The sequence below is a fragment of the uncultured Pontibacter sp. genome (assembly GCF_947502515.1).
GTDB lineage: Bacteria > Bacteroidota > Bacteroidia > Cytophagales > Hymenobacteraceae > Pontibacter.
In genome coordinates this window covers 977,655-999,661 of record NZ_CANNAI010000001.1, presented here as the reverse complement: position 1 = coordinate 999,661, position 22,007 = coordinate 977,655, and the positions used below count along the sequence as shown (strand labels likewise).

The following is a 22,007-nucleotide window of genomic DNA, read 5'->3' as shown; positions in this document are numbered from 1 at the left end:
AGAAAAGGCAAAGGCCCCGCTTAGGTATAAGCGGGGCCTTTGCTTTAATACCTTGTTTATTCCTTAATTCCTCACAGCAATCATCAGTCCCAGTTCTTTATACCGCATTCCAAACTTCTTCGCGATCTGCGAATTCGTCAGGCTGCCTTTGTAGATGTACACACCGCTGCGGTAGTGCTCATTCATGAACAGCACCTCGTTAATGCCTCCAAACTTGGAGATCTCCGTGAAGATTGGTGTAAAGATGTTGCTGAGGGCCGTAGAAGCCGTGCGGGGTACACGTGAGGCGATATTCGGTACGCAGTAATGGATGATGTCGTATTTGCGGTAGATCGGACGACTGTGTGAGGTCAGTTCTGACGTTTCGAAACAGCCTCCCTGGTCAATGCACACGTCGATGATAATGGAGCCCGGGTTCATCTGTCCGACAACTCCCTCCTCTACCATGCAGGCCATCCGGCCTTCCTCAGCCACCAAAGCACCAATCACCACATCAGCATTTTTGAGCTCGTTGTACAGAATGGTTTTGTCCAGCGTAGAAGTAAAAATCTGTTGCCCGATATTATGTTTCAGGCGGCGAAGTTTGTAGATGTGGTTATCGAATACCTTCACCTCAGCCCCAAGCCCTAAAGCGGCGCGGGCAGCAAACTCTGCCACAGTACCTGCTCCCATGATCACTACTTTAGATGGTGCCACACCTGTTATACCTCCTAATATAACGCCTTTGCCATCGTTGCTACTGCTCAGGTACTCAGCAGCGATCAGCATCACCGAACTGCCGGCAATCTCGCTCATAGCACGTACCACCGGCTTTGATTCCGACTTATCACGGATCAGTTCGAAGGAGATGGCGTTGATTTTTTTGCGTTGAAGGGCATTGACATAGTCAGAAGTCAGGTTGCCGAAGTGCAGGGCGGAGATCAATGTCTGGCCGGGGCGCAGATACTCAATTTCGTCGTAGGTAGGAGGTGCGATTTTAAGGATGATTCCGGCTTCGTATACCTCTTTGGTAGAATATACAATACGGGCTCCAGCCTCAGAGTAGTCGTTGTCAGAGTACTTGGAGGGACCACCTGCTCCGGCCTCGACCCATATTTCATGGCCTTGATCGGTGAGTTGCTTCACGGCATCCGGGGTGAGGCCAATGCGGTTTTCCTGAAACGATGACTCTTTCGGAAGCCCGATAAACAGGCTTTTGTATCGCTCCTCCACAGCCAGCATGGACTCCTTTGGGTAAAGGGCCTGGCTGGCCGCCAGCTTTCCTAATTCAACGGCGAATCTCTCCGTCATGCTCATACACGGTTTATAGTCATGGTGCGCTCCTCGCCTTCAGCGGCGGGCTGCAGCTTTACCAACAGGTAATGCTCCGGCAACAGGTTTGGGATCATGGAGGGCCACTCGATCAGGCAGGTACGGCCGGAGTCGAAATACTCCAGTGCTCCAATGCCAAGCGCCTCACGCTCCTCATTAATCCTATAAAAGTCAAAATGATAGATTAGGTTCCCTTTGGACGTTTCATACTCGTTTACAAGGGCAAAAGTGGGACTACTCACGTTCTCTTTCACGCCCATTTGGCGGCAGAGCTCTTTTATCAATGTCGTTTTTCCGGCTCCCATAGGGCCTTCAAACAAAATAATGGGCTCATCAAGGGCCTCCTCCAAAAGCACAGAAGCCGCCGCCGGCAGGTCAGCCAACGACGACATCTTCAGTCTTTTCTTCTCAACTCCTGTGTTATACATTCTTAGGCGTCAGTGTCACAAACGGTATAATGCACTCCTCCAGCGACACGCCCCCATGCTGGAAGGTGTCTTTGTAGTAGTTCACGTAGTAGTTATAGTTGTTTGGGTAGGCGAAGAAGTAGTCTTCGATCGCGAATACAAACGTAGTGGAAACGTTGGCCTTTGGCAAGAAAAATCGCTCCGGCTTGCGCACCGTGAACACATCTTTGTCCGTGTAACCGAGGTTCTTACCATGCTTGTACCGCAAGTTGGTGTTGGTCTGGCGGTCACCGATGATCTTGAACGGACGCTTCACCCGGATCGTGCCGTGGTCGGTCGTGATAACCAGGCGGGCTTTACGATCGGCGATCAGCTTTAGCATCTCAAAAAGTGGCGAGTGGATGAACCACGAACGCGTGATAGAGCGGTAAGCCGACTCGTCCGGTGCCAACTCGCGTACCATGTTACTGTCCGTACGGGCATGCGAGAGCATATCCACGAAGTTGTACACGATTACGTTTAGCTTGTTGTTGTCCAGGTTGTTGAACTTACCGTTCAGGTCCTTTCCGGCAGCCGGGTTGGTGATCTTATGGTAGCTGTGCTTGTCCGTGATGCGGTTTTGCTGCAGCTGAATTTCCAGGAAGTCCTGCTCGTGCAGATTTTTGCCTTCTTCTTCGTCATCGCTTACCCACAGGTTCGGGTATTTTTTGATGATCTCGGTCGGCATCATACCAGAGAAGATTGCATTACGGGCATACGCAGTGGTAGTAGGCAGGATGGAATAGAACATCTCCTCCGTGTCTACTGTGAAGTATTCAGAAATAAGCGGCTCCAGTACCTTCCACTGATCGTAGCGCAGGTTGTCGATCAGTACAAAGTACACCGGCTTGTCCGACTCCTTCATCATCGGAATTACCCGCTCCCTGAACAACTGGTGCGACATCAGCGGCGCATCATCTGATTCCTTATTGATCCAGTCCTCGTAATTGTCCATGATGAACTTGGCGAAATTGGAGTTGGCCTCGTCCTTCTGCATGTTGATCACGTCAGCCATGCTTTTGTTCTCGGTCTCGTCGATCTCGAGCTCCCAATAGACCAGCTTTTTATAGATGTCAGCCCACTCTCCCGGGCTCAGTCGCTCTCCAAAGGCCATACCCAGCTGACGGAAGTCGCGCTGGTAGCTCATGTTGGTTTTTTCGGATACCAGACGCTTATTCTCCAGCGTCTTTTTCACAGAAAGCAGTATCTGACTTGGATTGAGCGGTTTGATCAGGTAATCGGATATTTTGGAACCGATCGCCTCCTCCATAATGTGCTCTTCTTCACTCTTGGTGATCATGATCACGGGCATAGCCGGACGGATGGTTTTTATCTCATTCAGAGCCTCCAATCCGCTGATGCCAGGCATGTTTTCGTCGAGAAATACCACGTCAAAGGCCTGTTCCTGTACCTTCTCGATAGCGTCAGCCCCACTGTTTACCGGGGTAATGTCGTAGCCTCTCTCTTCGAGGAAAAGAATGTGTGGCTTGAGTAGGTCGATTTCGTCATCGGCCCATAAAATCGTATATCTTTGCATAGTTTTATTTGTTGCGCGCTGTTTTAAATGGCTTCATTGTTAATTGATTACTCTACCTCAACGCAAACATTGCCTTGCAGATTGCGGTTACTTGTACGGGCTAATTTGGTTCGTAGCAGAGCAAACAGTTAACGATTAGCAATTTAACAATTAAAAACCTCGGTTTTTGTGAATAAGAAAAAAATATTAAACGACCCTGTATACGGCTTTATCACGGTGCCGTCTGAATTGTTGTTCGACATCATCGACCACCCCTACTTTCAGCGTCTGCGCCGGATCAAGCAACTGGGACTAACCGAAATGGTATATCCGGGTGCTCTGCATACCCGCTTTCATCACGCCCTGGGGGCCATGCACCTGATGAACCTGGCCCTGAACACGCTGCGCGGCAAGAACAATGAAATATCAGACGCCGAGTTTGAGGCCTCCCTCATCGCCATCCTGCTGCACGATGTGGGCCACGGGCCTTTCTCGCATGCGCTGGAAACGGCTATTTTCCAAGAAGTACACCACGAGCACCTCTCGCTGCACATCATGCACTTGCTCAACGAAGAATTTGGAGGCAGATTAAGCCTTGCCATTAAAATCTTCACAGACACTTATGAACGTCGCTTCTTCCACCAACTGGTTTCGAGCCAGTTGGATGTAGACCGCCTCGATTACCTCAACCGCGATAGCTTCTATACAGGTGTATACGAAGGAAAGATCGGTGCCGACCGTCTGATTAAGATGTTGGACGTAGCTAACGACAAATTGGTGGTAGAAGAGAAAGCCATTTACAGCATCGAGAACTTTCTGGTAAGCCGACGCCTGATGTACTGGCAGGTATACCTGCACAAAACCGTGATCAGTGCCGAGCACATGGTGCTGCGTACCGTGCAGCGTGCCCGCGAGCTGATTCAGCAGGGTATAGACGTACCGGCCAGCCCTTGCCTCAAGTTCTTCCTCTCCTCCAATCTCACTATGGAGGACTTCCAGAGAGATAATTCTATTTTAGAGCGCTTTGTTTCGCTGGACGACCATGACGTATGGAGCGGCATTAAAGAATGGGCAATGCACCCTGACCCTGTTATCTCCTATCTTTCCAAAAGCATTTTGAATCGCAAGCTGTTCAAGGTATACATCTCCAGCAAGCCAATTGATGAAGAGATGATGCTGGGTATAAGCGAACTGGTGCAGGAGCGCTTTCAGGTACACCTCGAGGACGTGAAGTACCTGATGATCTCGGGCCGCATCAGCAACAGTGCTTATATGGCTGAAGGCCAATCGATTGATGTGCTTACCAAAACCGGTTATGTGGTGAACGTAGCCGATGCCTCGGATTTGCCTAATATACAGGCATTGAGTAATAAAGTAGAAAAATACTTCGTGTGTTACCCCAAAGAGGTAGCCGCCTTATAAACCGACTATAGGATTTGCACGGGATTTGCTTGACCTGTCCATAATCTGCTGCAGAATGTGGCGGTGCAGCGTAAAGTTTTTATTAAGTTTGCGCCCCCAATGGGTAGCACATTTTATTTTTTGCTCTAATTTTACAAGATGGAATTCACTATTCAACAGATTGCGGACCTTTTGAAGGGAGAAGTTGAAGGAGACAGTACAGTAAAGGTCAGCACATTAGCCAAAATTGAAGAAGCCCAGACTGGAGCACTTGCTTTTTTGTCTAATCTAAAATATGAACCATATCTTTATACAACCGGAGCAAGCGCGGTGATCGTGTCGGACAAACTGGAGCTTAAAAAGCCCGTTTCCGCTTCTCTTATTCGTGTATCCGATCCTTACTCCAGTTTTTCAACCCTATTAGCCTATTACCAACAGGCCGTGCTCGCCTCTAAAGTGGGTGTTGAGGAGCCTTGCTTTATCGGCAGCGGCAGCGAGATAGGCGAAGGCCATTACCGTGGTGCTTTCTCTTATATTGGCAACAATTGCAAAATAGGCCAGAATGTGCGCATTTACCCGCAGGTATACATCGGCGACAATGTAACCATTGGTGACAATACCACCCTTTTCGCAGGAGTGAAACTATACGCCAACACAGTGGTGGGTGCTAATTGCACCCTGCATGCCGGTGTGGTGCTGGGTAGCGACGGCTTCGGCTTTGCCCCTCAGCCTGACGGCACTTACAAAAATGTGCCGCAGATCGGCAATGTGGTGCTAGAGGATGACGTGAACATCGGCGCCAATACTACCATCGACTGCGCCACCATGGGCTCTACCATCGTCCGTAAAGGCACTAAAATAGACAACCTCGTGCAGGTGGCACATAACGTAGAAATTGGGAAAAATACAGTAATTGCCTCACAGACAGGCATATCCGGCTCTACCAAAGTCGGTAATAACTGTGTGATTGCCGGGCAGGTGGGTATCGTGGGCCATATCAGCATAGCTGACAAAACCACCATCGGTGCACAGTCAGGCGTGTCTAAGTCCGTGAAAGAGTCAGGCACCATCATACAGGGCTCCCCTGCCTTCGACTACAAGCAAAACCTCAAAGCCATCACCGTTTTCCGCAAATTGCCGGAATTACAGCGCGTATTAGACGAATTGAAAGAGAAGAATTAAGGTTTTATGCCTCTGCTGCCCTGTGCTATCAATTAAAATTGGCAGGCAGTATATAAAATCTTAAGTTTGCAGTCGCAATGCTCCCTCCGCTGTAAGCCCGCTCATACTCTGTGCGCTACAGCAGCGAAAGTATCGCAATAAGTTAACAACGAAACATTAAATGAATTATAAACAGCACACTATCAAGGCTCCGGTAACTGTATCGGGCATTGGATTGCATACGGGCGTTGTATCGAATATGACCTTTAAGCCCGCCCCTGCAAACCATGGCTACAAGTTTCAGCGCATTGACCTTGAGGGTCAGCCGACTGTGAACGTAGACGTGGACAATGTGGTGGACCTTTCACGTGGCACTACCATCGAGCAAAATGGCGCCCGTGTGAACACAGTGGAGCATACGCTGGCAGCGCTGGTAGGCCTGCAGATTGACAATGTGCTGATAGAACTTGATGGCCCGGAACCTCCGATCATGGATGGTTCTTCTATTGAATTCGTAAAGGCGCTTCTTTCAGTGGGTGTTCAGGAGCAGAATGCCCTGCGCAACTACTTCGAGATAACTGAAGGGGTAAGCTACAAAGACGACAGCCGTGGTGTAGAGATCGCCGCCCTGCCGCTTGACGATTACCGCCTGACCGTAATGGTAGACTATAATTCGCCTGTACTGGGCAGCCAGCACGCCTCTATTACGGACATGAGCCAGTTTGAAGAAGAGATTGCGCCTTGCCGCACCTTCTGTTTCCTACATGAACTGGAGGCCCTTTATAAGCAAAACCTCATCAAGGGCGGTGACCTGGACAATGCCATCGTGATCGTGGATCGTGTGGTAGAAGACGGTGAACTGTCGTACCTGGCTGACTTGCTGGGCAAGAAAAAAGTAACCGTGGAAGAGGAGGGTATTCTGAACAACACAGAACTCCGCTACAAAAATGAAATGGCCCGCCACAAGCTGTTGGACCTGATGGGTGACCTTGCCCTGATCGGTCGTCCAATAAAGGGACAGATCCTGGCTGCTAGACCGGGACATGCGGCCAACATTGCTTTTGCGCGCCGTGTAAAGAAACTGATACAGGAAGCTTCTATCAAGACCGTACCAACTTACGACCCGAAGAAGCCACCGGTAATGGATATCAACCAGATTTCGGCCACCTTGCCGCACCGTTACCCTTTCCTGCTGATAGATAAAATCATACACTTAGACGAAACCACGGTAACGGGCGTTAAGAACGTGACCATGAACGAGCCATTCTTCCAGGGCCACTTTCCAGGCAACCCAGTGCTGCCGGGCGTGATCCAGATAGAGGCAATGGCCCAGACAGGCGGCATCCTGGTGCTGAACACCGTGGAGAATCCGGAAGACTACTGGACTTATTTCCTGGGTATAGACCGTTGCCGCTTTAAGCGCAAGGTAATTCCGGGTGATACCATAATATTTAAATGTGAATTGCTTGCCCCTGTAAAGCGGGGTATTGCCAAGATGTCTGGTCAGGCCTTCGTGGGCGGCCAACTGGTAATGGAGGCAGAGATGTCGGCAAGTATAGTAAAGAAAGACGCATGAATCAGCCGTTAGCATACATCCACCCAGAGGCTAAAATTGCCCAGAATGTGGTCGTAGAGCCTTTTTCCACTATTTACAAAAACGTAGAGATTGGAGAAGGCACTTGGATTGGTCCCAATGTGACCATCATGGAAGGTGCCCGCATTGGCAAGAATTGCAAAATATACCCTGGCGCCGTTATTTCTTCGGTGCCCCAGGACTTGAAGTTCGCCGGCGAAGACACCATTGCCATTATCGGTGACAACACGGTTATCAGAGAGTGCGTGACGGTGAGCCGTGGCACCATCGATAAGATGAAGACCGTGATTGGCAGCAACTGCCTGATCATGTCCTACGCGCATATTGCGCACGACTGCATCGTGGGTAACAATTGCATTGTGGTGAACGCCGTGCAGATGGCTGGTCACGTGGAGATGGGCGATTACGCTATCATCGGTGGTTCGAGCGCTGTGCACCAGTTCGTAAAGATCGGAGCGCATGCCATGGTTTCGGGCGGTTCACTGGTTCGAAAAGACGTGCCTCCTTTTGTAAAGGCAGCGCGTGAGCCGCTAACCTATGCCGGTATCAACTCTATCGGCCTGCGCCGCAGAGGCTTTAACAGCGAACAGATCAACGAGGTACAGCAAATCTACCGCATCCTGTTCATGAGCGGTAACAATACCACGGAGGCCCTGGACAAGATTGAACTGGAGATGGCCCCTAGCCGTGAACGCGACGAAATCATCAATTTTGTTCGTAACTCCGGTCGCGGTATTATTAAGAGTTATTTCTCTAAAGATGCAAATTAACCTAAGCAACTTAGGTAAACGTTACAATTACGAGTGGATTTTCCGGAACCTGACCTATACCTTAGAGTCAGGCACCTCTTATGCCATATTAGGGCATAACGGGTCCGGGAAATCCACTCTTCTTACTGTTATAGCAGGTCACAACCTGCACTCCGAAGGCGAAATCACCTACCTGCTGGATGGCAAGGCAGTAGCTCCGGACAAAGCTTATCGTGAGCTCTCACTTACAGCACCCTACCTGGAGCTGGTGGAGGAGCTGACGCTCCTTGAAATGATTGCCTTCCATACCCGCTTTAAGCCGCTGCGCAACAACCTTTCGCACGAAGAACTGGTAGAGCGTATGGGTCTGCAGAAATCACGTAACAAGTATGTGAAGGACTTCTCATCAGGTATGAAGCAGCGCCTGAAACTGGGGCTGGCCATCTACTCTGACACTAAACTGCTCGTGCTCGATGAGCCTACTACCAACCTCGACCAGGAAGGAGTGAGTTGGTACCAGGAGCATGTGGCAGCGAACAAGGAAGGAAGGCTGATCATCGTGGGCTCCAACATTGTGCACGAGTACAGTTTCTGCGACCAGCACCTTTATATAACAGACTATCATGCCCCAGCCAGGCAACCGAAACCAGCGAGACAGTAGTTTCGCTGAAGGTATAGGTATAGCCGAACTGGTAAATAGTGCAAGGTTTTTCGGGTAGCTCTACCAATTTACAGTTAAGCTCCCTAAATTTGTAAGACATAATACTTAGCCAGATACCATGGGAAGAGCATTTGAATTTAGAAAAGCCCGTAAGTTCAAGCGTTGGGACAAGATGTCGAAGGCCTTTACACGCCTCGGCAAAGAGATCGTAATGGCAGTGAAGGAAGCTGGTCCTAACCCGGAAACCAACTCCCGCCTGCGCACGGCCATCAATAACGCCAAAGGTGTGAACATGCCGAAAGACCGCGTAGAAGCGGCCATTAAGCGTGCCTCATCCAAAGAAGAAAAAGATTACGAAGAAGTAGTATACGAGGGCTACGGTCCGCATGGTATCGCCATCCTGGTAGAGACCGCAACTGATAACCTCAACCGCACCATTGCCAACATGCGTGTATACTTTTCGCGTGCAGGTGGTGCTGTGGGCAAAACAGGTTCCCTGGACTTTATCTTCACCCGCAAAGGTATTTTTAAGATTGCCGCTGAGGGCCTTGATATTGAGGAACTGGAGCTGGAGTTGATCGATGCCGGTGCAGAAGACATCTACGAGCACGAAGGTGAGATCATTGTGGAAACTGCTTTCACAGACTTCGGAGCAATGCAAAAAGCACTGGAAGAGAAAGGTTTGAACGTGATCAGTGCCGAACTGCAGCGCGTACCGAACACCCGCATGGAACTGACAGACGAGCAAGCCGAGGAGATCGAAAACCTGGTGGAGAAGATTGAAGAGGATGACGACGTGCAGGCGGTTTACCACAACATGGCATAACCCCTCACTGCGCTTTAAAGTATAGTGGAAGGCTGTCTGTCGTTGTATAGACAGCCTTTCTTTTTGTGATACTGCTACCTGCCTATGCTATTATACATACTATTCGCTCTTGGTTTTGTGTTTTTGATTAAAGGGGCTGACATGCTGGTGTCAGGTGCATCGTCTGTAGCCAAGCGCTTTAATATTTCGGACATGGTTGTCGGCTTGACGATTGTTTCGTTCGGCACCTCTCTTCCGGAGCTGATCATCAACATCATGTCGAGTATGCAGGGGCAGTCAGAGCTGGCGATAGGCAACGTGTTTGGTAGTAATGTGGCCAATCTGCTATTGATCATCGGGGTCACGGCCATCATTTGTCCGCTGCCCATTCAGCGCAATACCATCCTCACCGAAATTCCTTTTTCCCTCATTGCCACTTTACTGGTAGGATTTCTGGCCAATGCGGTGCTGTTCGGAGACAAGACCTCCCTCTTCATCAGCAGAGTCGATGGCGGCATCCTGCTTTTCTTCTTTGTGCTCTTTATGGCTTATATCTACAACATTGCCAAAACCAACAAGGATGAGGTGATTGAGGAAGACGATGAGCCGATGATGAGTATACCAAAGTCGGTGCTGTACATGGTGCTTGGTGGCGTGGGTTTATTCTTAGGAGGTAAGTGGGTAGTGGACGGCGCCGTATCCATTGCACAGTCATTTGGCCTGAGCGAATCCTTTATTGGCTTAACTATTGTGGCGATAGGTACCTCTCTCCCGGAACTTGTTACTTCTGCCATGGCCGCATTCCGCAGAAACATCGACATCGCGATTGGCAACGTGATCGGTTCCAACATCTTCAACCTGCTCTGGATATTAGGTATAAGCGCCGTGATCAATCCCCTCCCCTTTAATGTAGTAAGTAACTCCGATATCATGGTGATGATCTTCGCCAGTACGCTGCTGGTGGTGGTTATCCCTATTGGCAAAAAGAACACGATCGACCGGTGGAACGGTATTTTCTTTTTGGCTATCTACGTTGCCTACATTGTGTTTTTGATACAGAGGGGATAAGGGAGTTAAAGAGTTTGAGAAGTAAGAGTTATAAAGTTTATCCTCCTTTATACTCACTCCTGGCGAAAAATCAGACCTATCTTAGCTAACAGCAAAGGCCCGCTTTAATGACGGGCCTTTGCTGTTTATACGACACGAATTGGGAAGCTCTTCACACTTTCTCTGTAACTCCCAAACTTTCTAACTCTTACTTCTCAAACTCTTAGTAATTCCAAGGGTATAGCTCTGGCTCTCTGGCGCCACGGGTTTTCATATGGAGCGGGTGCACACCCTCCGTCTCGTCGAAGTAAAGGAAAGCATCGTAGCGATCAGGTATAAGAGTAGGTACATAGTTACCGAGATGTTCTACTTTAGGGTCATAGACCACGCCAATGGCACGGTGCGGGATGCGGCATTGCAGTTCCGGCACTTCTTTTAGATCCTTCGAAAAAATGATCTTATCATCGGTGCTCATCTCGTGCAGCATGTGTTCCCAGCTTCCCTCCTTGGCAGCCGGCACATCCATTTTTTGCATAGGCGCTCCCCAAGATCGGCTGGCAATCACGTTACCTTGGTATGTTCCGAAGCCCACTAATTTCACCTGATCACGGCCATACCTTTCGCGGGCCAGCTGCCCGATGTTAAACATGCCGTCATCCGCCATATCGGTGTATTGGGCATCGCCGATGTGCGTGTTATGCTCCCAAACGATGGCTTTGGCATTTGGCCCATGAAATTCCAGCAAACGGTCCAGCGTCTCCATCATGTGTGAGTCACGCACGTTCCAGGAGCCAACTCCTCCCCGGATCATGGCACGGTAGTACTTTTCGGCATTCACCGCCACCAGCGCATTTTGAGTAGTATTGAACTCGTGCTCCGGATCGTCCGGGTATACGACACGCTTTGCTACTTGCTCCAGCATTTGAATCACTTCATTCTCGCAGTCGGTCGGCACAAAGGCTGTAGCTTGGGCATAAGTTTGCGGATCGCGGTGGAAGGGTTCGAAGCATTGTACGGCGACTCGTGCAGCCTCTGCGGCTTTACCATCGTGCCGCTCCATATATTTAAGCACCTGATCCAGGGACTCCCATAAACTGTACACATCCAGCCCATAGAAACCTATTTTATGTTGTGCATTGCGGATGTGGTTGAAGTCACGGACCCACTCGACCAATGCGGCCACTTCCCAGTTCGCCCACATCCAGGTAGGCCAGCGTCGGTATACGCCCAGCACATCGGCTATCTTGCGGCCCGAGTTCTGATAGCCCTTCACAAAGCGGTTCACGGTATAGCACTCCGGCCAATCACCTTCCACGGCTATGAAAGTAAAGCCCTTGTCTTCGATGAGCCGCTTTGAAATAGCCGTACGCCAGGTATAGTATTCAGAAGTGCCGTGCGATGCCTCTCCCAGCATCACTACCCTGGCGTCACCAATTTCTTCTATAAGCTCGTCAAGGTCCTTCTCTTTCGTGATTGGGCTGTATTTGAAGTGTTTGTTTTCCATACCTGTCAGGGGGATTATGCGCGTATCTAACTCACTCTTAAAATTTTGTGTATTGTACTTTCAATCCGGTTTTAATGTTTTGCAAAAAAGAAAGCCCGCCGTACCAAATGATACAACGGGCTTTCTGAAGCGGTATAACAGGTATAGCTTAGGACTGATTTTCTTTGGCAAACACCCTACGCAGCAACTCCGTTGTGCGGGCGATCGGATTCTCGCGAATATTCGCCTCTTCCTGTGCAATTAGCAGGAACAAACCATCCATGGCTTTCTGGGTGGCATACTCATCCAGGTTCGGGTTTACTTTCTGCACCAGCGGAATTTGATTGTACTGGGTCACCAGGTCAGTATAGTAACGTGTTGCATTGGTCTTCTCCAGTGATTGCTGGATGACCGGCATAAAGGCATTTTGCAGCTGCGTAGAGGTAGTACGCTTCAGGTACTGCGTGGCGGCATCTTTGTCGCCTTTCAAAATGCCCCAGGCATCGGCAATAGACATTTGCTTGATTGCGTTCACAAAGATAGGCACAGCACTTTTTGCTGCGTCTTCAGCTCCACGGTTCAGCGTCATCACGAAGCGATCCACTTCTTTGCCTAGACCTACCTGACGAAGCGTGTTCTCAACCTTTTGCACATCCGGAGGGAAAGGTATACGGATCAGGGAGTTCTTATAAAAACCGTCCGTCTGCGAGGCTTGGTTCGAGCCTTTGGTAATGCCCACTTCCAGCGCCTGTTTCAGGCCGGAAGCTACTTCGTTCTGGGTAACAGCACCACCACCGGTTCCGGCCATTACGCCATCTACGGTACGCTGAATGTCGGCCACCGTACAGGCTGAGGCACCCAGGGTGAGGGCTACGAGTGAGGTGTAGAGTAATTTTTTCATGGATTGTGCTTTTTGTTTGTCAGGCTATACCTGCGCATCGGCTAAAATTACGGAAAATAATGCTTGTCCTGCGCCAAATCGCCCGAACATCTTTAACTTGAATGAGTTTTACTTGGCAACGCACAAATCAGACCAAAATTAATTTTATGAAAGCGGTATATGCAGAAATCATTACGGTAGGCGACGAGATCCTGTACGGGCAGATAGTGGACACCAACTCTGCGTGGATGGGGACGGAGCTCACCAAAATAGGTGTACGGGTGAAGCAGATCACCTCAATTTCGGACGAAGCAAGCCACATTGTGCAGGCACTGGATTATGCCCGCAGTCGCGCTGACATCATCCTGATTACCGGCGGCCTTGGTCCTACCAAAGACGATCTTACCAAAAACGTGTTGGCTGACTACTTTCATACCGAGCTCCAGCTAGACGAGCAATCGCTGGCTGACGTAACCGAATTATTCAAGAGCCGCGGCTATGAACTGACGGAGCTGAACCGGCAACAGGCTTTTCTGCCGGCCTCCTGCACCCCGGTACGCAACGTGCTGGGCACCGCGCCGGGCATGTGGTTTGAGGATGCGGGCAAAGTGTTTGTGTCGATGCCCGGCGTACCGTTTGAGATGAAGCGCATGATGGAGGACACGGTGCTGCCACAACTCAAGGCCTACTTCAAAACCCCACATATCATCCATAAGGTCATCCAGACGGTAGGTATACCGGAGTCGATGCTCGCGGAGAAGCTGGAAGACTGGGAAACGAGCCTGCCTGCGCACATCCGGCTGGCCTACCTGCCCCACCTCGGCGGCGTGCGCCTGCGCCTGACTGGTACCAGCGACCATGCCGAACAGCTGGAAACAGAACTGAAAACCGAAGTTGGCAAACTATCGACTCTCGTACCGAAACACATTTTTGCCTATGGCGAAGTGCCTTTGGAAGAAGCTTTAGGCGCTTTGCTAAAAGAACGGGGCCTGACCATCGCCGCAGCCGAAAGCTGCACAGGTGGTTATCTGGCGCACCGCATCACGAGTGTGCCGGGCAGCTCGGCTTATTTTATGGGTGGTGTAGTGGCCTACGACAACAGCGTGAAAATGCAGCTATTGGGCGTGAAGTCCGAAACCCTGCAACAGCATGGCGCTGTGAGCGAAGCCACGGTGCTGGAGATGGCCCAAAACGTGCGCGAGAAGCTAAATACCGACATTGGAGTGGCCACCAGTGGTATCGCCGGGCCCGACGGCGGCACAGCCGAAAAGCCCGTCGGCACGATCTGGATTGCCTATGCCGACCAGCACGGCAGCCGCGCAAAACTTTTACAATACAACAAAAACCGTCAGCTCAATATTGAGTATACTGCCTTGGCTGTGCTCAACCTCGTACGCCAAAGTTTGAATATAGCGGTTGAGGAATAGGCTAAAATCATTAACTTTGTTTGCAAATTCGGGTCGCCAGGTATAGCGTGGCTTTGCTGTTCTGTGTCTTTCGGCCCAAAAAACTGTCCCTTAATAGAACAACGAATAAATAAAATATGGCACTTGTAGAAATGGTTATGCCCAAGATGGGCGAGAGTATCATGGAAGGTACCGTTCTGAAATGGCTCAAAAACGTGGGTGACTCCATCGAGCAAGACGAATCGGTGCTGGAAGTAGCTACAGACAAAGTGGACACGGAAGTACCTGCCATCCAGGGCGGCATACTGAAGGAGATACTGGTACAGGAAGGTGACGTGGTAGCTGTGGGCGCCCCGATCGCTATCATCTCTACCAACGGCGAAGACACTGCCGCTCCTGCTGCTCCGGCCACTGCTGAAGCACCAGCTGCTGCACCAGCCGCTCAGGCAAATGCACAGCCTGCAGCCGCCTCTTCTGACGCTGCTGTAGCCAAACTCGACCAGCCAGCTTCCGGCCGTTTCTACTCTCCGCTTGTGCTTAACATCGCTCGCGAAGAAGGCATCTCGATGCAGGAACTGGAGTACGTTCCAGGTACCGGCAAAGAAGGCCGTGTGTCTAAAAAAGACATCCTGACTTACGTAGAGAGCCGCAAAAACGCACCACAGCAAGCTGCTGCTCCGCAAGCTCAGCCTCAGGCACAAGCTCCTGCTGCAGCACCGCAACCACAGGCCACTCCGGCATCAGCCGCACAGCCACAGGCTGCCTCTGCCGCTTCTAAGCCAGCAGCCTCTTACAGCGGAAACGTCGAGATCATCGAGATGGACCGCATGCGCAAAATGATCGCTGACCGCATGGTAGACAGCAAGCGCGTATCGCCACACGTGACTTCTTTCGTGGAAGCCGATGTGACGAACATCGTGAACTGGCGTAACAAGTGGAAGAACGAGTACAAAAAGCGTGAAGGTGAAAACCTGACCTTTACCCCGATCTTCATCGACGCGATTGCCAAAGCGATCAAAGACTTCCCGATGATCAATGTGTCTGTGGACGGTGGCAATATCATCCGTCACAAAGATATCAACATCGGTATGGCCGTGGCCCTGCCAAGCGGCAACCTGATCGTGCCGAACATCAAGAACGCGGATCAGCTCAACCTGAACGGTCTGACTAAGAAGGTGAACGACCTGGCTAATCGTGGCCGTATGAACAAACTGACTCCGGACGATCTGTCTGGCGGTACTTATACCGTTTCGAACGTGGGTTCATTTGGCAACGTGATGGGCACACCGATCATCATGCAGCCGCAAGTGGCTATTATGGCCGTGGGCGCTATCAAGAAGAAGCCTGCTGTAATCGAGACGCCAGAAGGCGACCTGATCGGTATCCGTCACTTCATGTTCCTGTCGCATTCTTATGACCATCGTGTTGTAGACGGCTCACTGGGTGGCATGTTCGTGCGCCGTGTAGCCGACTACCTCGAGAACTTCGACGTAAACCAGACGATCTAATTTTTGACAAAGGAGTTTTTCGACGAAAGACTTCAGGTATAAACAGAAAGCCTGCCTTAATAAATTGGGGCAGGCTTTTTTGTAGGTGTAGCATTCCATATACCTTTTTACTAATATTGATACATCTGTTTTATTTCGCTTCCGTTTATGTGGAAGTATAACCGATCACCAAAACTATGAGAGTTGCCATTGCCTGGATTCTGGCTGCCGTTTTCCTGTTTGCAGCCGTGTATTTTTACTGGAAGAAAAATGATGCTGAAAGCCGCCTGCGTATAGCTGACAACAAACTGGCCGAGACCGGTCAGCAACTGGAGCAGGAAGAAGCTGAAGCCGACTCGCTGGAAGACATGATGCTGCCTCCTGATACCATGAGTGTAGTACCTCCCAGCGGCGTGGAATTTGTAGACGAAATGGGCAGCCTGAGCGAAAGCGACATACAAAAGCTCCGCAAAAAAGGCCTCCGCAACCCCGAAGTGGACCTGATGAATGATCTGAGCCGCAAGCAAGGGCAGCTTATACCTAAAGAGGGCATAGTGGGCGGTACGATGACAATTCGCGACAGCCGTATCCTGAACGACCGCTACGCCATGGCCTATTATGAAGACGGCCACATCGGCGGTTATATGATATTGCGTTATGAAGTGAACAATGGCAACATCACCTGGAAAGTGGTGGATAGCTCCAGTTTGTAGCCTTCTGCACGATATTTGAGTATAGGAAAACAGGTATAAATCCAAAGCACTATGACGCCACTTTCTTTTCTGTTTCCTGTACTCTTCGCCTTCATCCTCAGCCAGGACAGTAACTTGCAGCTAGGCCAGGATCTTAACAAGGACGCTCGGATACTTGCTAACACCTCCGTCTTCATCAGCGATAATGCAACATTGAGCCCCTCCATGCGGACTATCGAAAGTGATCTGGAGCTGTTCTATGTTATGGCTAGCATCAACCTATCTCAAAGCAAATACAGCGCAAGACAACAAGGCAAGCACCATATACAGACCTGGCGTTTCAGCGAGGGCGACATCAAAGCTATACACCAGATTGAAACGACTATGGCACTTGACACAGTCGTAACGCAACGCTATCTGGAAGACAGAGCCCCCACCCAGCAGCGCATCCAAAACAATTTCAAGTTTCGTACATACGCAGTTTCTACTACAGATGCGCTGATCAAGCTCTACTACCTCACGGAGGATGAGCAAGGCTTACTCGAGTATAAGATCGACGACCGCCACGTGGAACTCATGTACCCGAAGAAGAAACAAGGCTTAAGTGATATCATGCCGAAAGTAAAAGACGAGTTGGATCGTTTTGTGGTGGAGCTGAGTAAGGAATAAAAACAACAGCGGCCGTTCCCTCACGAGAACGGCCGCTGTCTTTAATAAAGCTTATACCTTACAGCGAAGCTAAACTCTGCTCTATCGCGTGAATCTTGGCTTCAGCATCTGCTTGCTTTTTGCGCTCATTGGCAATCACTGCTTCCGGTGCACCGCTTACGAAACGCTCGTTACTCAGCTTTTTCACCACTGAGTTTAGGAAGCCTTTGGTATACTCCAACTCCTTCTGCAGACGATCCCGCTCTGCTTCTACGTCGATATTGCCCTCCATCGGGATGAAGAACTCGTCGCCGGCTTCTACAAAGCTGATAGCGCCTTCCACATTCTCCTGCACTAGCGAGATCTCGTCAATGTTCGCCAGCTTGCGAATGATGCTGATGAAGTCCTCGTAGCCGTCCTGGTTCATCACCTTGATAGCCAAATCAAGCGACTTGTTCGGTGATATATTCTTCGAGTTACGGATGTTACGGATCGCGGCTACAATCTTAAGCACACTCTCCATTTTCTCCGTCAGCTGCTTGTCAAACTTGTCTTGCTTCGGCCAAGCCGCCACGATCAGGAAGTCCTTGTCCTTACGCTCTTTTAGGTCCTGCCAGATCTCTTCTGTAATGAACGGCATGAATGGATGGAGCACTTTCAGCACCTTCTCCAGGTATACGATTGTTGTATCCAGCGTCTGCTTATCGATTGGCTGCTGATAGGCAGGCTTAATCATCTCGAGGTAGCTCGAGCAAAAGTCGTCCCAAACCAGTTTGTAGACTGCCAGCAAAGCATCCGAAATACGGAACTTCGTGAAGTGATCTTCGATCTGCACGAAAGCCTCGTTGAAGCGGGAGTCGAACCACTGCATAGCCGTTTCATTCGGGCATGGCAGGTTTTCGTCCACTTCCCAACCTTTGATCAGACGGAAGGCATTCCAAATCTTGTTGCTAAAGTTACGGCCTTGCTCTACCAGTTTCTCGTCGAATAGCAAGTCGTTACCAGCAGGTGAACTGAAGAGCATACCGGCACGCACACCGTCGGCGCCGTACTGGTCGATCAGGTCGAGCGGATCCGGTGAGTTACCCAGCTGCTTCGACATTTTACGTCCTTGTGTATCACGCACGATACCAGTCAGGTATACATTACGGAAAGGCGACTCATTGCGGAACTCGAAACCGGCCATGATCATACGCGCCACCCAGAAGAACAGAATCTCAGGGGCGGTCACCAGATCATTAGTCGGATAATAGTAAAGGATATCTTTGTTGTCCGGATCTTTGAAACCATCAAATACCGAGATTGGCCATAACCAGGAAGAGAACCACGTATCCAGCACGTCTTCGTCCTGACGCAGGTCGCTCAACTGCAGGTTATCATTGCCGCTCTGCTTGCGGGCCAGGTTCAATGCCTCTTCAGCGCTGGTAGCCACCACAAACGAGCCATCCGGCAGGTAGTAAGCAGGTATCTGCTGTCCCCACCACAGCTGGCGCGAGATACACCAGTCGTGCACGTTTTCCATCCAGGAGCGGTACATGTTCTTGAACTTCGGTGGGTGCAGACGGATCTCATCGTTCATCACGGCTTCGAGTGCCGGCTTCGCCATTTTATCCATTTTGCACCACCACTGCATCGACAAGCGCGGCTCGATTACAGCACCGGTTCGCTCAGAAGTCTGCAGTACGCTCGCATACTCCTCTATCTTCACCAGCAAACCAGCTTCCTGCAGGTCTTTCACGATGTTACGACGAGCCGCAAAGCGGTCCTGCCCTACGTATAGTTGTGCTTTTTCATTCAGTGTACCGTCATCGTTCAGGATATCGATGGTCGGCAATTGGTGCTTTTGACCTAGTTCGTAGTCATTCAGGTCGTGCGCCGGTGTTACTTTCAGAGCACCAGTACCAAAATCAATCGACACGTACTCATCCAGAATCACCGGAATTTCTTTGCCCAGCAACGGAATACGCACTGATTTCCCGTGCAGGTGGGTATAACGCTCGTCAGTTGGATTTACCGCCACGGCTACGTCGGCCATGATCGTCTCCGGACGCGAAGTCGCTACGGTGATATAAGTTGGCTCTGCAGCACCTACTACTTCGTAGTTCAAGTGATACATTTTGGCCATGGTGTCTTTTGGCACCACCTCTTCGTCAGAAAGAGCCGTTTTACCCTGCGGATCCCAGTTTACCATGCGAACGCCGCGGTAGATCTGGCCTTTGCGGTACAGGTCCACAAACACCTCGATCACGGCAGCGCTCATGTCGTCTTCCATCGTGAAGCGGGTACGGTCCCAATCGCAGGAAGCACCCAGTTTCTTCAGCTGCTCCAGAATGATACCGCCATATTTCTCTTTCCACTCCCAGGCATGCTCCAGGAACTCCTCGCGGGTCAGGTCTGCTTTGTTGATGCCTTTTTCTTTCAGCATAGCCACCACCTTCGCCTCCGTGGCAATGGAAGCGTGGTCGGTGCCCGGCACCCAGCAAGCCTCTTTGCCCTTCATGCGCGCACGACGAATCAGCACATCCTGAATCGTGTTATTGAGCATGTGCCCCATGTGCAACACGCCAGTTACGTTTGGCGGCGGAATCACGATGGTATAAGGTTCCTTTTTCGGGTTAGGCGTAGAACGGAAGAAGCCGCGCTGCATCCAGCTGCTGTACCACTTCTCCTCTACTTCTCTGGGGTTATATTTAGTTGAAATCGACATCTTAGACTAGTTTTTTCTGCTTTTTGCGCTAATTGGCAAAATTAGGGATTTTGATTTAATTGTTGGTTGCTAATTATAGATTGTTATGCAGTAAGCTTTAAGATTGTTGTTCAGACACAAATCAGGTATAGCGTTTTGCCAAAGGCTTGTTATGCTCTTCATTTCCTGCATCGGCTGTTTATCTTACGCACCTCTAAGTTTCACATTCAAACAAACAAACTATCACCACTTTATACCTATATATTCGTTAGATTGAGTAAAATTCGCTGGTCTCAAGTAATCTGCATGCTCATGATCCGAAAAACAGTATTCCTACTGCTTATCCTCACCGGTATTATACCTTTCGCCTGCTGCCCTGAGAATCCATCCGGACCTTATCAACTAAAGCTTTACCATATAACTCCTCACAAAAGTGGCTACATGCACAGAGGTATGCAGCCTAATCCTTCCTACCTGATCTCCAACGAAGTCTATGTGGGCGACACCCTGCTTCTCGAACTTACATTTACTGCATTGCAGGCGAAGCTAAGGAGTGCTTTTACGCCCTATTCTGCTTCTTATGCCTGGAGTTGCGATAATGAGCCAAACTTCACATCTCTAAAAGATAAAGTGGCAGAAGTGGAAGTATACAGCGACAAAACTTTTAATGCTATAGCAGCAGGTAAACCCCTGACGGAAAAGGTGCTGGTTTACCATTACTTAGGAAACCAGATCCTGACACTTGAGCAAGCCATTAGCAACATCAATACGCTTAACTATTATGATGATATGCAAATGGGATTAGGTACCCTTGTGCTTCCGGAAAAGCCCGCTAGCCCCGATGAACGGACATTTACCGTGCGCATTCGCTACGAAAGCGGGCGAGAAGAATCCATGACTACCTATCCAATTACGTGGTGATCTTCCTTACGCGACTCGGATATCATACCTTGTTAGCAAACCTACTAGCCCATCCTGCGAAAACCTGGCTTTCTTGATGGAGTTCAGTTCAGGGTCGATCGTGTAGTTATAGGCAGTGCTAAAATCAGCTTCGTTGAGCTGCGTTCTTTCAAAAACAGCTCCCGCCAGATCGGTATTGTCAAACTTGGCCTTCGTGAGGTTCGCCTGTTCCAAAACCGCATTCTTTAAGGAACAATCAACAAAATTGGTTTTCGGCATTTTGCGCCTCAGAAAAGAGGTATAGTCCATCAGGCAGTTTTCAAACCCCACCGTAAACAGAAACTCTTCGCATTCGCTGAAGTTTATACCTGTAAGCTTGCACTCTTTGAACGTCACGTTGTTCAGCGTTGAGTTGTTCAGTTTCAGCATGGCCAGGTTACAGCCTATAAACTGGCAGTCAGTAAAACGATTGTTGGAGAAATCACTGTTAGAGAATTCACAGTTTCGGAACACACAGTTCTCAAACTCACGCCCTTTGATGGCTTTGCCTGGGTATGTGATCTTTTCGAATGTTTTATCCTGATGTAGTTGCTCTTCCATAGGTATAGCTTGTTAAGATGAAATAAAAAAACCTGCCGTGAAAGACAGGTTTTTTGTGCTATTAGTGTTGGCTATACCTAGCTGGCCTGGTGCAGCCAATCTTTTTTCGCCAATAGCTCTTCTTCTGTCTCGCGGTAGTCTGGGTCATCGACGCAGCAGTCAACCGGGCAGACAGCGGCACACTGAGGCTCTTCGTGGAAGCCCATGCACTCGGTACACTTATCTGACACAATGTAATAGAACTCGTCCGAAATAGGAGGCTGGGCCGCATCGCCGGGGATGATCTCACCACCGTCGATCTCTACTTCTTTAAGCTCCGTGCCACCGCCCCAGGTCCACTCCGCTCCGCCTTCGTATATGGCAGTATTCGGACATTCTGGTTCGCAGGCGCCACAGTTTATACATTCATCAGTGATCATTATCGCCATAATCGTATCTCCTGTATATTTTTAGTACTTTTGTATCGCTTTATTTATCGAACAAAATTAGGAACATTAAGTATCCGTATCAAATAAATTTTAACACAGCGGTTTG

20 protein-coding genes are annotated in these 22,007 nt (G+C 49.8%); 12 read left to right on the top strand and 8 right to left on the bottom strand.

Features of this window, described 5'->3' with window-relative positions; translation table 11 throughout:
- Positions 1–63: 63 nt before the first annotated feature.
- The 3 genes from Q1A54_RS04700 to Q1A54_RS04690 are packed head-to-tail and all read right to left on the bottom strand — an operon-like array spanning position 64 to position 3,294.
- Complete coding sequence (locus tag Q1A54_RS04700; protein ID WP_196114543.1) at positions 64–1,290, bottom strand: alanine dehydrogenase; 1,227 nt, start codon at positions 1,288–1,290, stop codon at positions 64–66.
- Between the two features lie 2 nt (positions 1,291–1,292).
- Complete coding sequence (gene tsaE, locus Q1A54_RS04695) at positions 1,293–1,739, bottom strand: tRNA (adenosine(37)-N6)-threonylcarbamoyltransferase complex ATPase subunit type 1 TsaE (protein ID WP_299985404.1); 447 nt, start codon at positions 1,737–1,739, stop codon at positions 1,293–1,295.
- Positions 1,732–3,294 (bottom strand): PglZ domain-containing protein, encoded by a 1,563-nt coding sequence (locus Q1A54_RS04690; protein ID WP_196114542.1) that lies wholly within the window; start codon positions 3,292–3,294, stop codon positions 1,732–1,734. The genes tsaE and Q1A54_RS04690 overlap by 8 nt, the downstream gene beginning before the upstream one ends.
- 168 nt (positions 3,295–3,462) lie before the next feature.
- Between Q1A54_RS04690 and Q1A54_RS04685 the strand changes: the two genes are divergently transcribed.
- The 7 genes from Q1A54_RS04685 (at position 3,463) to Q1A54_RS04655 (ending at position 10,712) form a co-directional block, all read left to right on the top strand.
- Positions 3,463–4,695 (top strand): HD domain-containing protein, encoded by a 1,233-nt coding sequence (locus tag Q1A54_RS04685; RefSeq protein WP_299985402.1) that lies wholly within the window; start codon positions 3,463–3,465, stop codon positions 4,693–4,695.
- A gap of 138 nt (positions 4,696–4,833) precedes the next feature.
- On the top strand, positions 4,834–5,856 hold the full coding sequence (gene lpxD / locus Q1A54_RS04680) for a UDP-3-O-(3-hydroxymyristoyl)glucosamine N-acyltransferase (RefSeq protein ID WP_196114540.1): 1,023 nt from the start codon (positions 4,834–4,836) through the stop codon (positions 5,854–5,856).
- Between the two features lie 160 nt (positions 5,857–6,016).
- Positions 6,017–7,411, top strand: a complete 1,395-nt coding sequence (locus Q1A54_RS04675) for a bifunctional UDP-3-O-[3-hydroxymyristoyl] N-acetylglucosamine deacetylase/3-hydroxyacyl-ACP dehydratase (protein ID WP_196114539.1) — start codon at positions 6,017–6,019, stop codon at positions 7,409–7,411.
- Positions 7,408–8,199 carry an acyl-ACP--UDP-N-acetylglucosamine O-acyltransferase gene (lpxA, locus tag Q1A54_RS04670; protein ID WP_076420337.1) on the top strand — a complete coding sequence of 264 codons (792 nt, stop codon included), beginning with the start codon at positions 7,408–7,410 and terminating at the stop codon, positions 8,197–8,199. Before Q1A54_RS04675 ends, lpxA begins: the two co-directional genes overlap by 4 nt.
- On the top strand, positions 8,189–8,839 hold the full coding sequence (locus tag Q1A54_RS04665) for an ATP-binding cassette domain-containing protein (protein ID WP_007655897.1): 651 nt from the start codon (positions 8,189–8,191) through the stop codon (positions 8,837–8,839). Before lpxA ends, Q1A54_RS04665 begins: the two co-directional genes overlap by 11 nt.
- A gap of 118 nt (positions 8,840–8,957) precedes the next feature.
- The gene (locus Q1A54_RS04660) at positions 8,958–9,665 is read left to right on the top strand and encodes a YebC/PmpR family DNA-binding transcriptional regulator (RefSeq protein WP_007655898.1); all 708 of its coding nucleotides are present in this window, start codon (positions 8,958–8,960) and stop codon (positions 9,663–9,665) included.
- A gap of 84 nt (positions 9,666–9,749) precedes the next feature.
- A complete protein-coding gene (locus Q1A54_RS04655) occupies positions 9,750–10,712 on the top strand; it encodes a calcium/sodium antiporter (protein WP_040574074.1) in 963 nt (320 codons plus the stop codon).
- A gap of 202 nt (positions 10,713–10,914) precedes the next feature.
- Here the strand turns inward: Q1A54_RS04655 and Q1A54_RS04650 are convergent, their stop codons facing one another.
- Together Q1A54_RS04650 and Q1A54_RS04645 are read right to left on the bottom strand one after the other, a co-directional pair.
- Positions 10,915–12,195 carry an erythromycin esterase family protein gene (locus Q1A54_RS04650; protein WP_299985396.1) on the bottom strand — a complete coding sequence of 427 codons (1,281 nt, stop codon included), beginning with the start codon at positions 12,193–12,195 and terminating at the stop codon, positions 10,915–10,917.
- A gap of 148 nt (positions 12,196–12,343) precedes the next feature.
- Entirely contained in the window at positions 12,344–13,075 is a 732-nt protein-coding gene (locus Q1A54_RS04645; protein ID WP_196114537.1) for a DUF4197 domain-containing protein, read from the bottom strand.
- A gap of 146 nt (positions 13,076–13,221) precedes the next feature.
- On the opposite strand from Q1A54_RS04645, the gene Q1A54_RS04640 reads away from it, so the two are divergent.
- The 4 genes from Q1A54_RS04640 (at position 13,222) to Q1A54_RS04625 (ending at position 17,308) form a co-directional block, all read left to right on the top strand.
- Entirely contained in the window at positions 13,222–14,481 is a 1,260-nt protein-coding gene (locus Q1A54_RS04640; RefSeq protein WP_196114536.1) for a competence/damage-inducible protein A, read from the top strand.
- 116 nt (positions 14,482–14,597) lie between these two features.
- Positions 14,598–15,968 carry a dihydrolipoamide acetyltransferase family protein gene (locus Q1A54_RS04635; RefSeq protein WP_299985392.1) on the top strand — a complete coding sequence of 457 codons (1,371 nt, stop codon included), beginning with the start codon at positions 14,598–14,600 and terminating at the stop codon, positions 15,966–15,968.
- A 176-nt stretch (positions 15,969–16,144) separates the two neighbouring features.
- Positions 16,145–16,660, top strand: coding sequence for a hypothetical protein (locus Q1A54_RS04630; protein WP_299985390.1), 516 nt, complete (start codon positions 16,145–16,147; stop codon positions 16,658–16,660).
- 51 nt (positions 16,661–16,711) lie between these two features.
- The gene (locus Q1A54_RS04625; RefSeq protein ID WP_299985388.1) at positions 16,712–17,308 is read left to right on the top strand and encodes a hypothetical protein; all 597 of its coding nucleotides are present in this window, start codon (positions 16,712–16,714) and stop codon (positions 17,306–17,308) included.
- Between the two features lie 58 nt (positions 17,309–17,366).
- On the opposite strand, the gene Q1A54_RS04620 is transcribed toward Q1A54_RS04625, so the two are convergent.
- Positions 17,367–19,994, bottom strand: a complete 2,628-nt coding sequence (locus Q1A54_RS04620; RefSeq protein WP_299985386.1) for a valine--tRNA ligase — start codon at positions 19,992–19,994, stop codon at positions 17,367–17,369.
- A gap of 291 nt (positions 19,995–20,285) precedes the next feature.
- Here Q1A54_RS04620 and Q1A54_RS04615 point away from each other — a divergent pair, with 291 nt between their 5' ends.
- Positions 20,286–20,894 (top strand): hypothetical protein, encoded by a 609-nt coding sequence (locus Q1A54_RS04615; protein ID WP_299985384.1) that lies wholly within the window; start codon positions 20,286–20,288, stop codon positions 20,892–20,894.
- Between the two features lie 6 nt (positions 20,895–20,900).
- Here the strand turns inward: Q1A54_RS04615 and Q1A54_RS04610 are convergent, their stop codons facing one another.
- Positions 20,901–21,473, bottom strand: coding sequence for a pentapeptide repeat-containing protein (locus Q1A54_RS04610; RefSeq protein ID WP_299985383.1), 573 nt, complete (start codon positions 21,471–21,473; stop codon positions 20,901–20,903).
- A gap of 77 nt (positions 21,474–21,550) precedes the next feature.
- Complete coding sequence (locus Q1A54_RS04605) at positions 21,551–21,901, bottom strand: 4Fe-4S dicluster domain-containing protein (protein WP_007652581.1); 351 nt, start codon at positions 21,899–21,901, stop codon at positions 21,551–21,553.
- Positions 21,902–22,007: the final 106 nt, after the last annotated feature.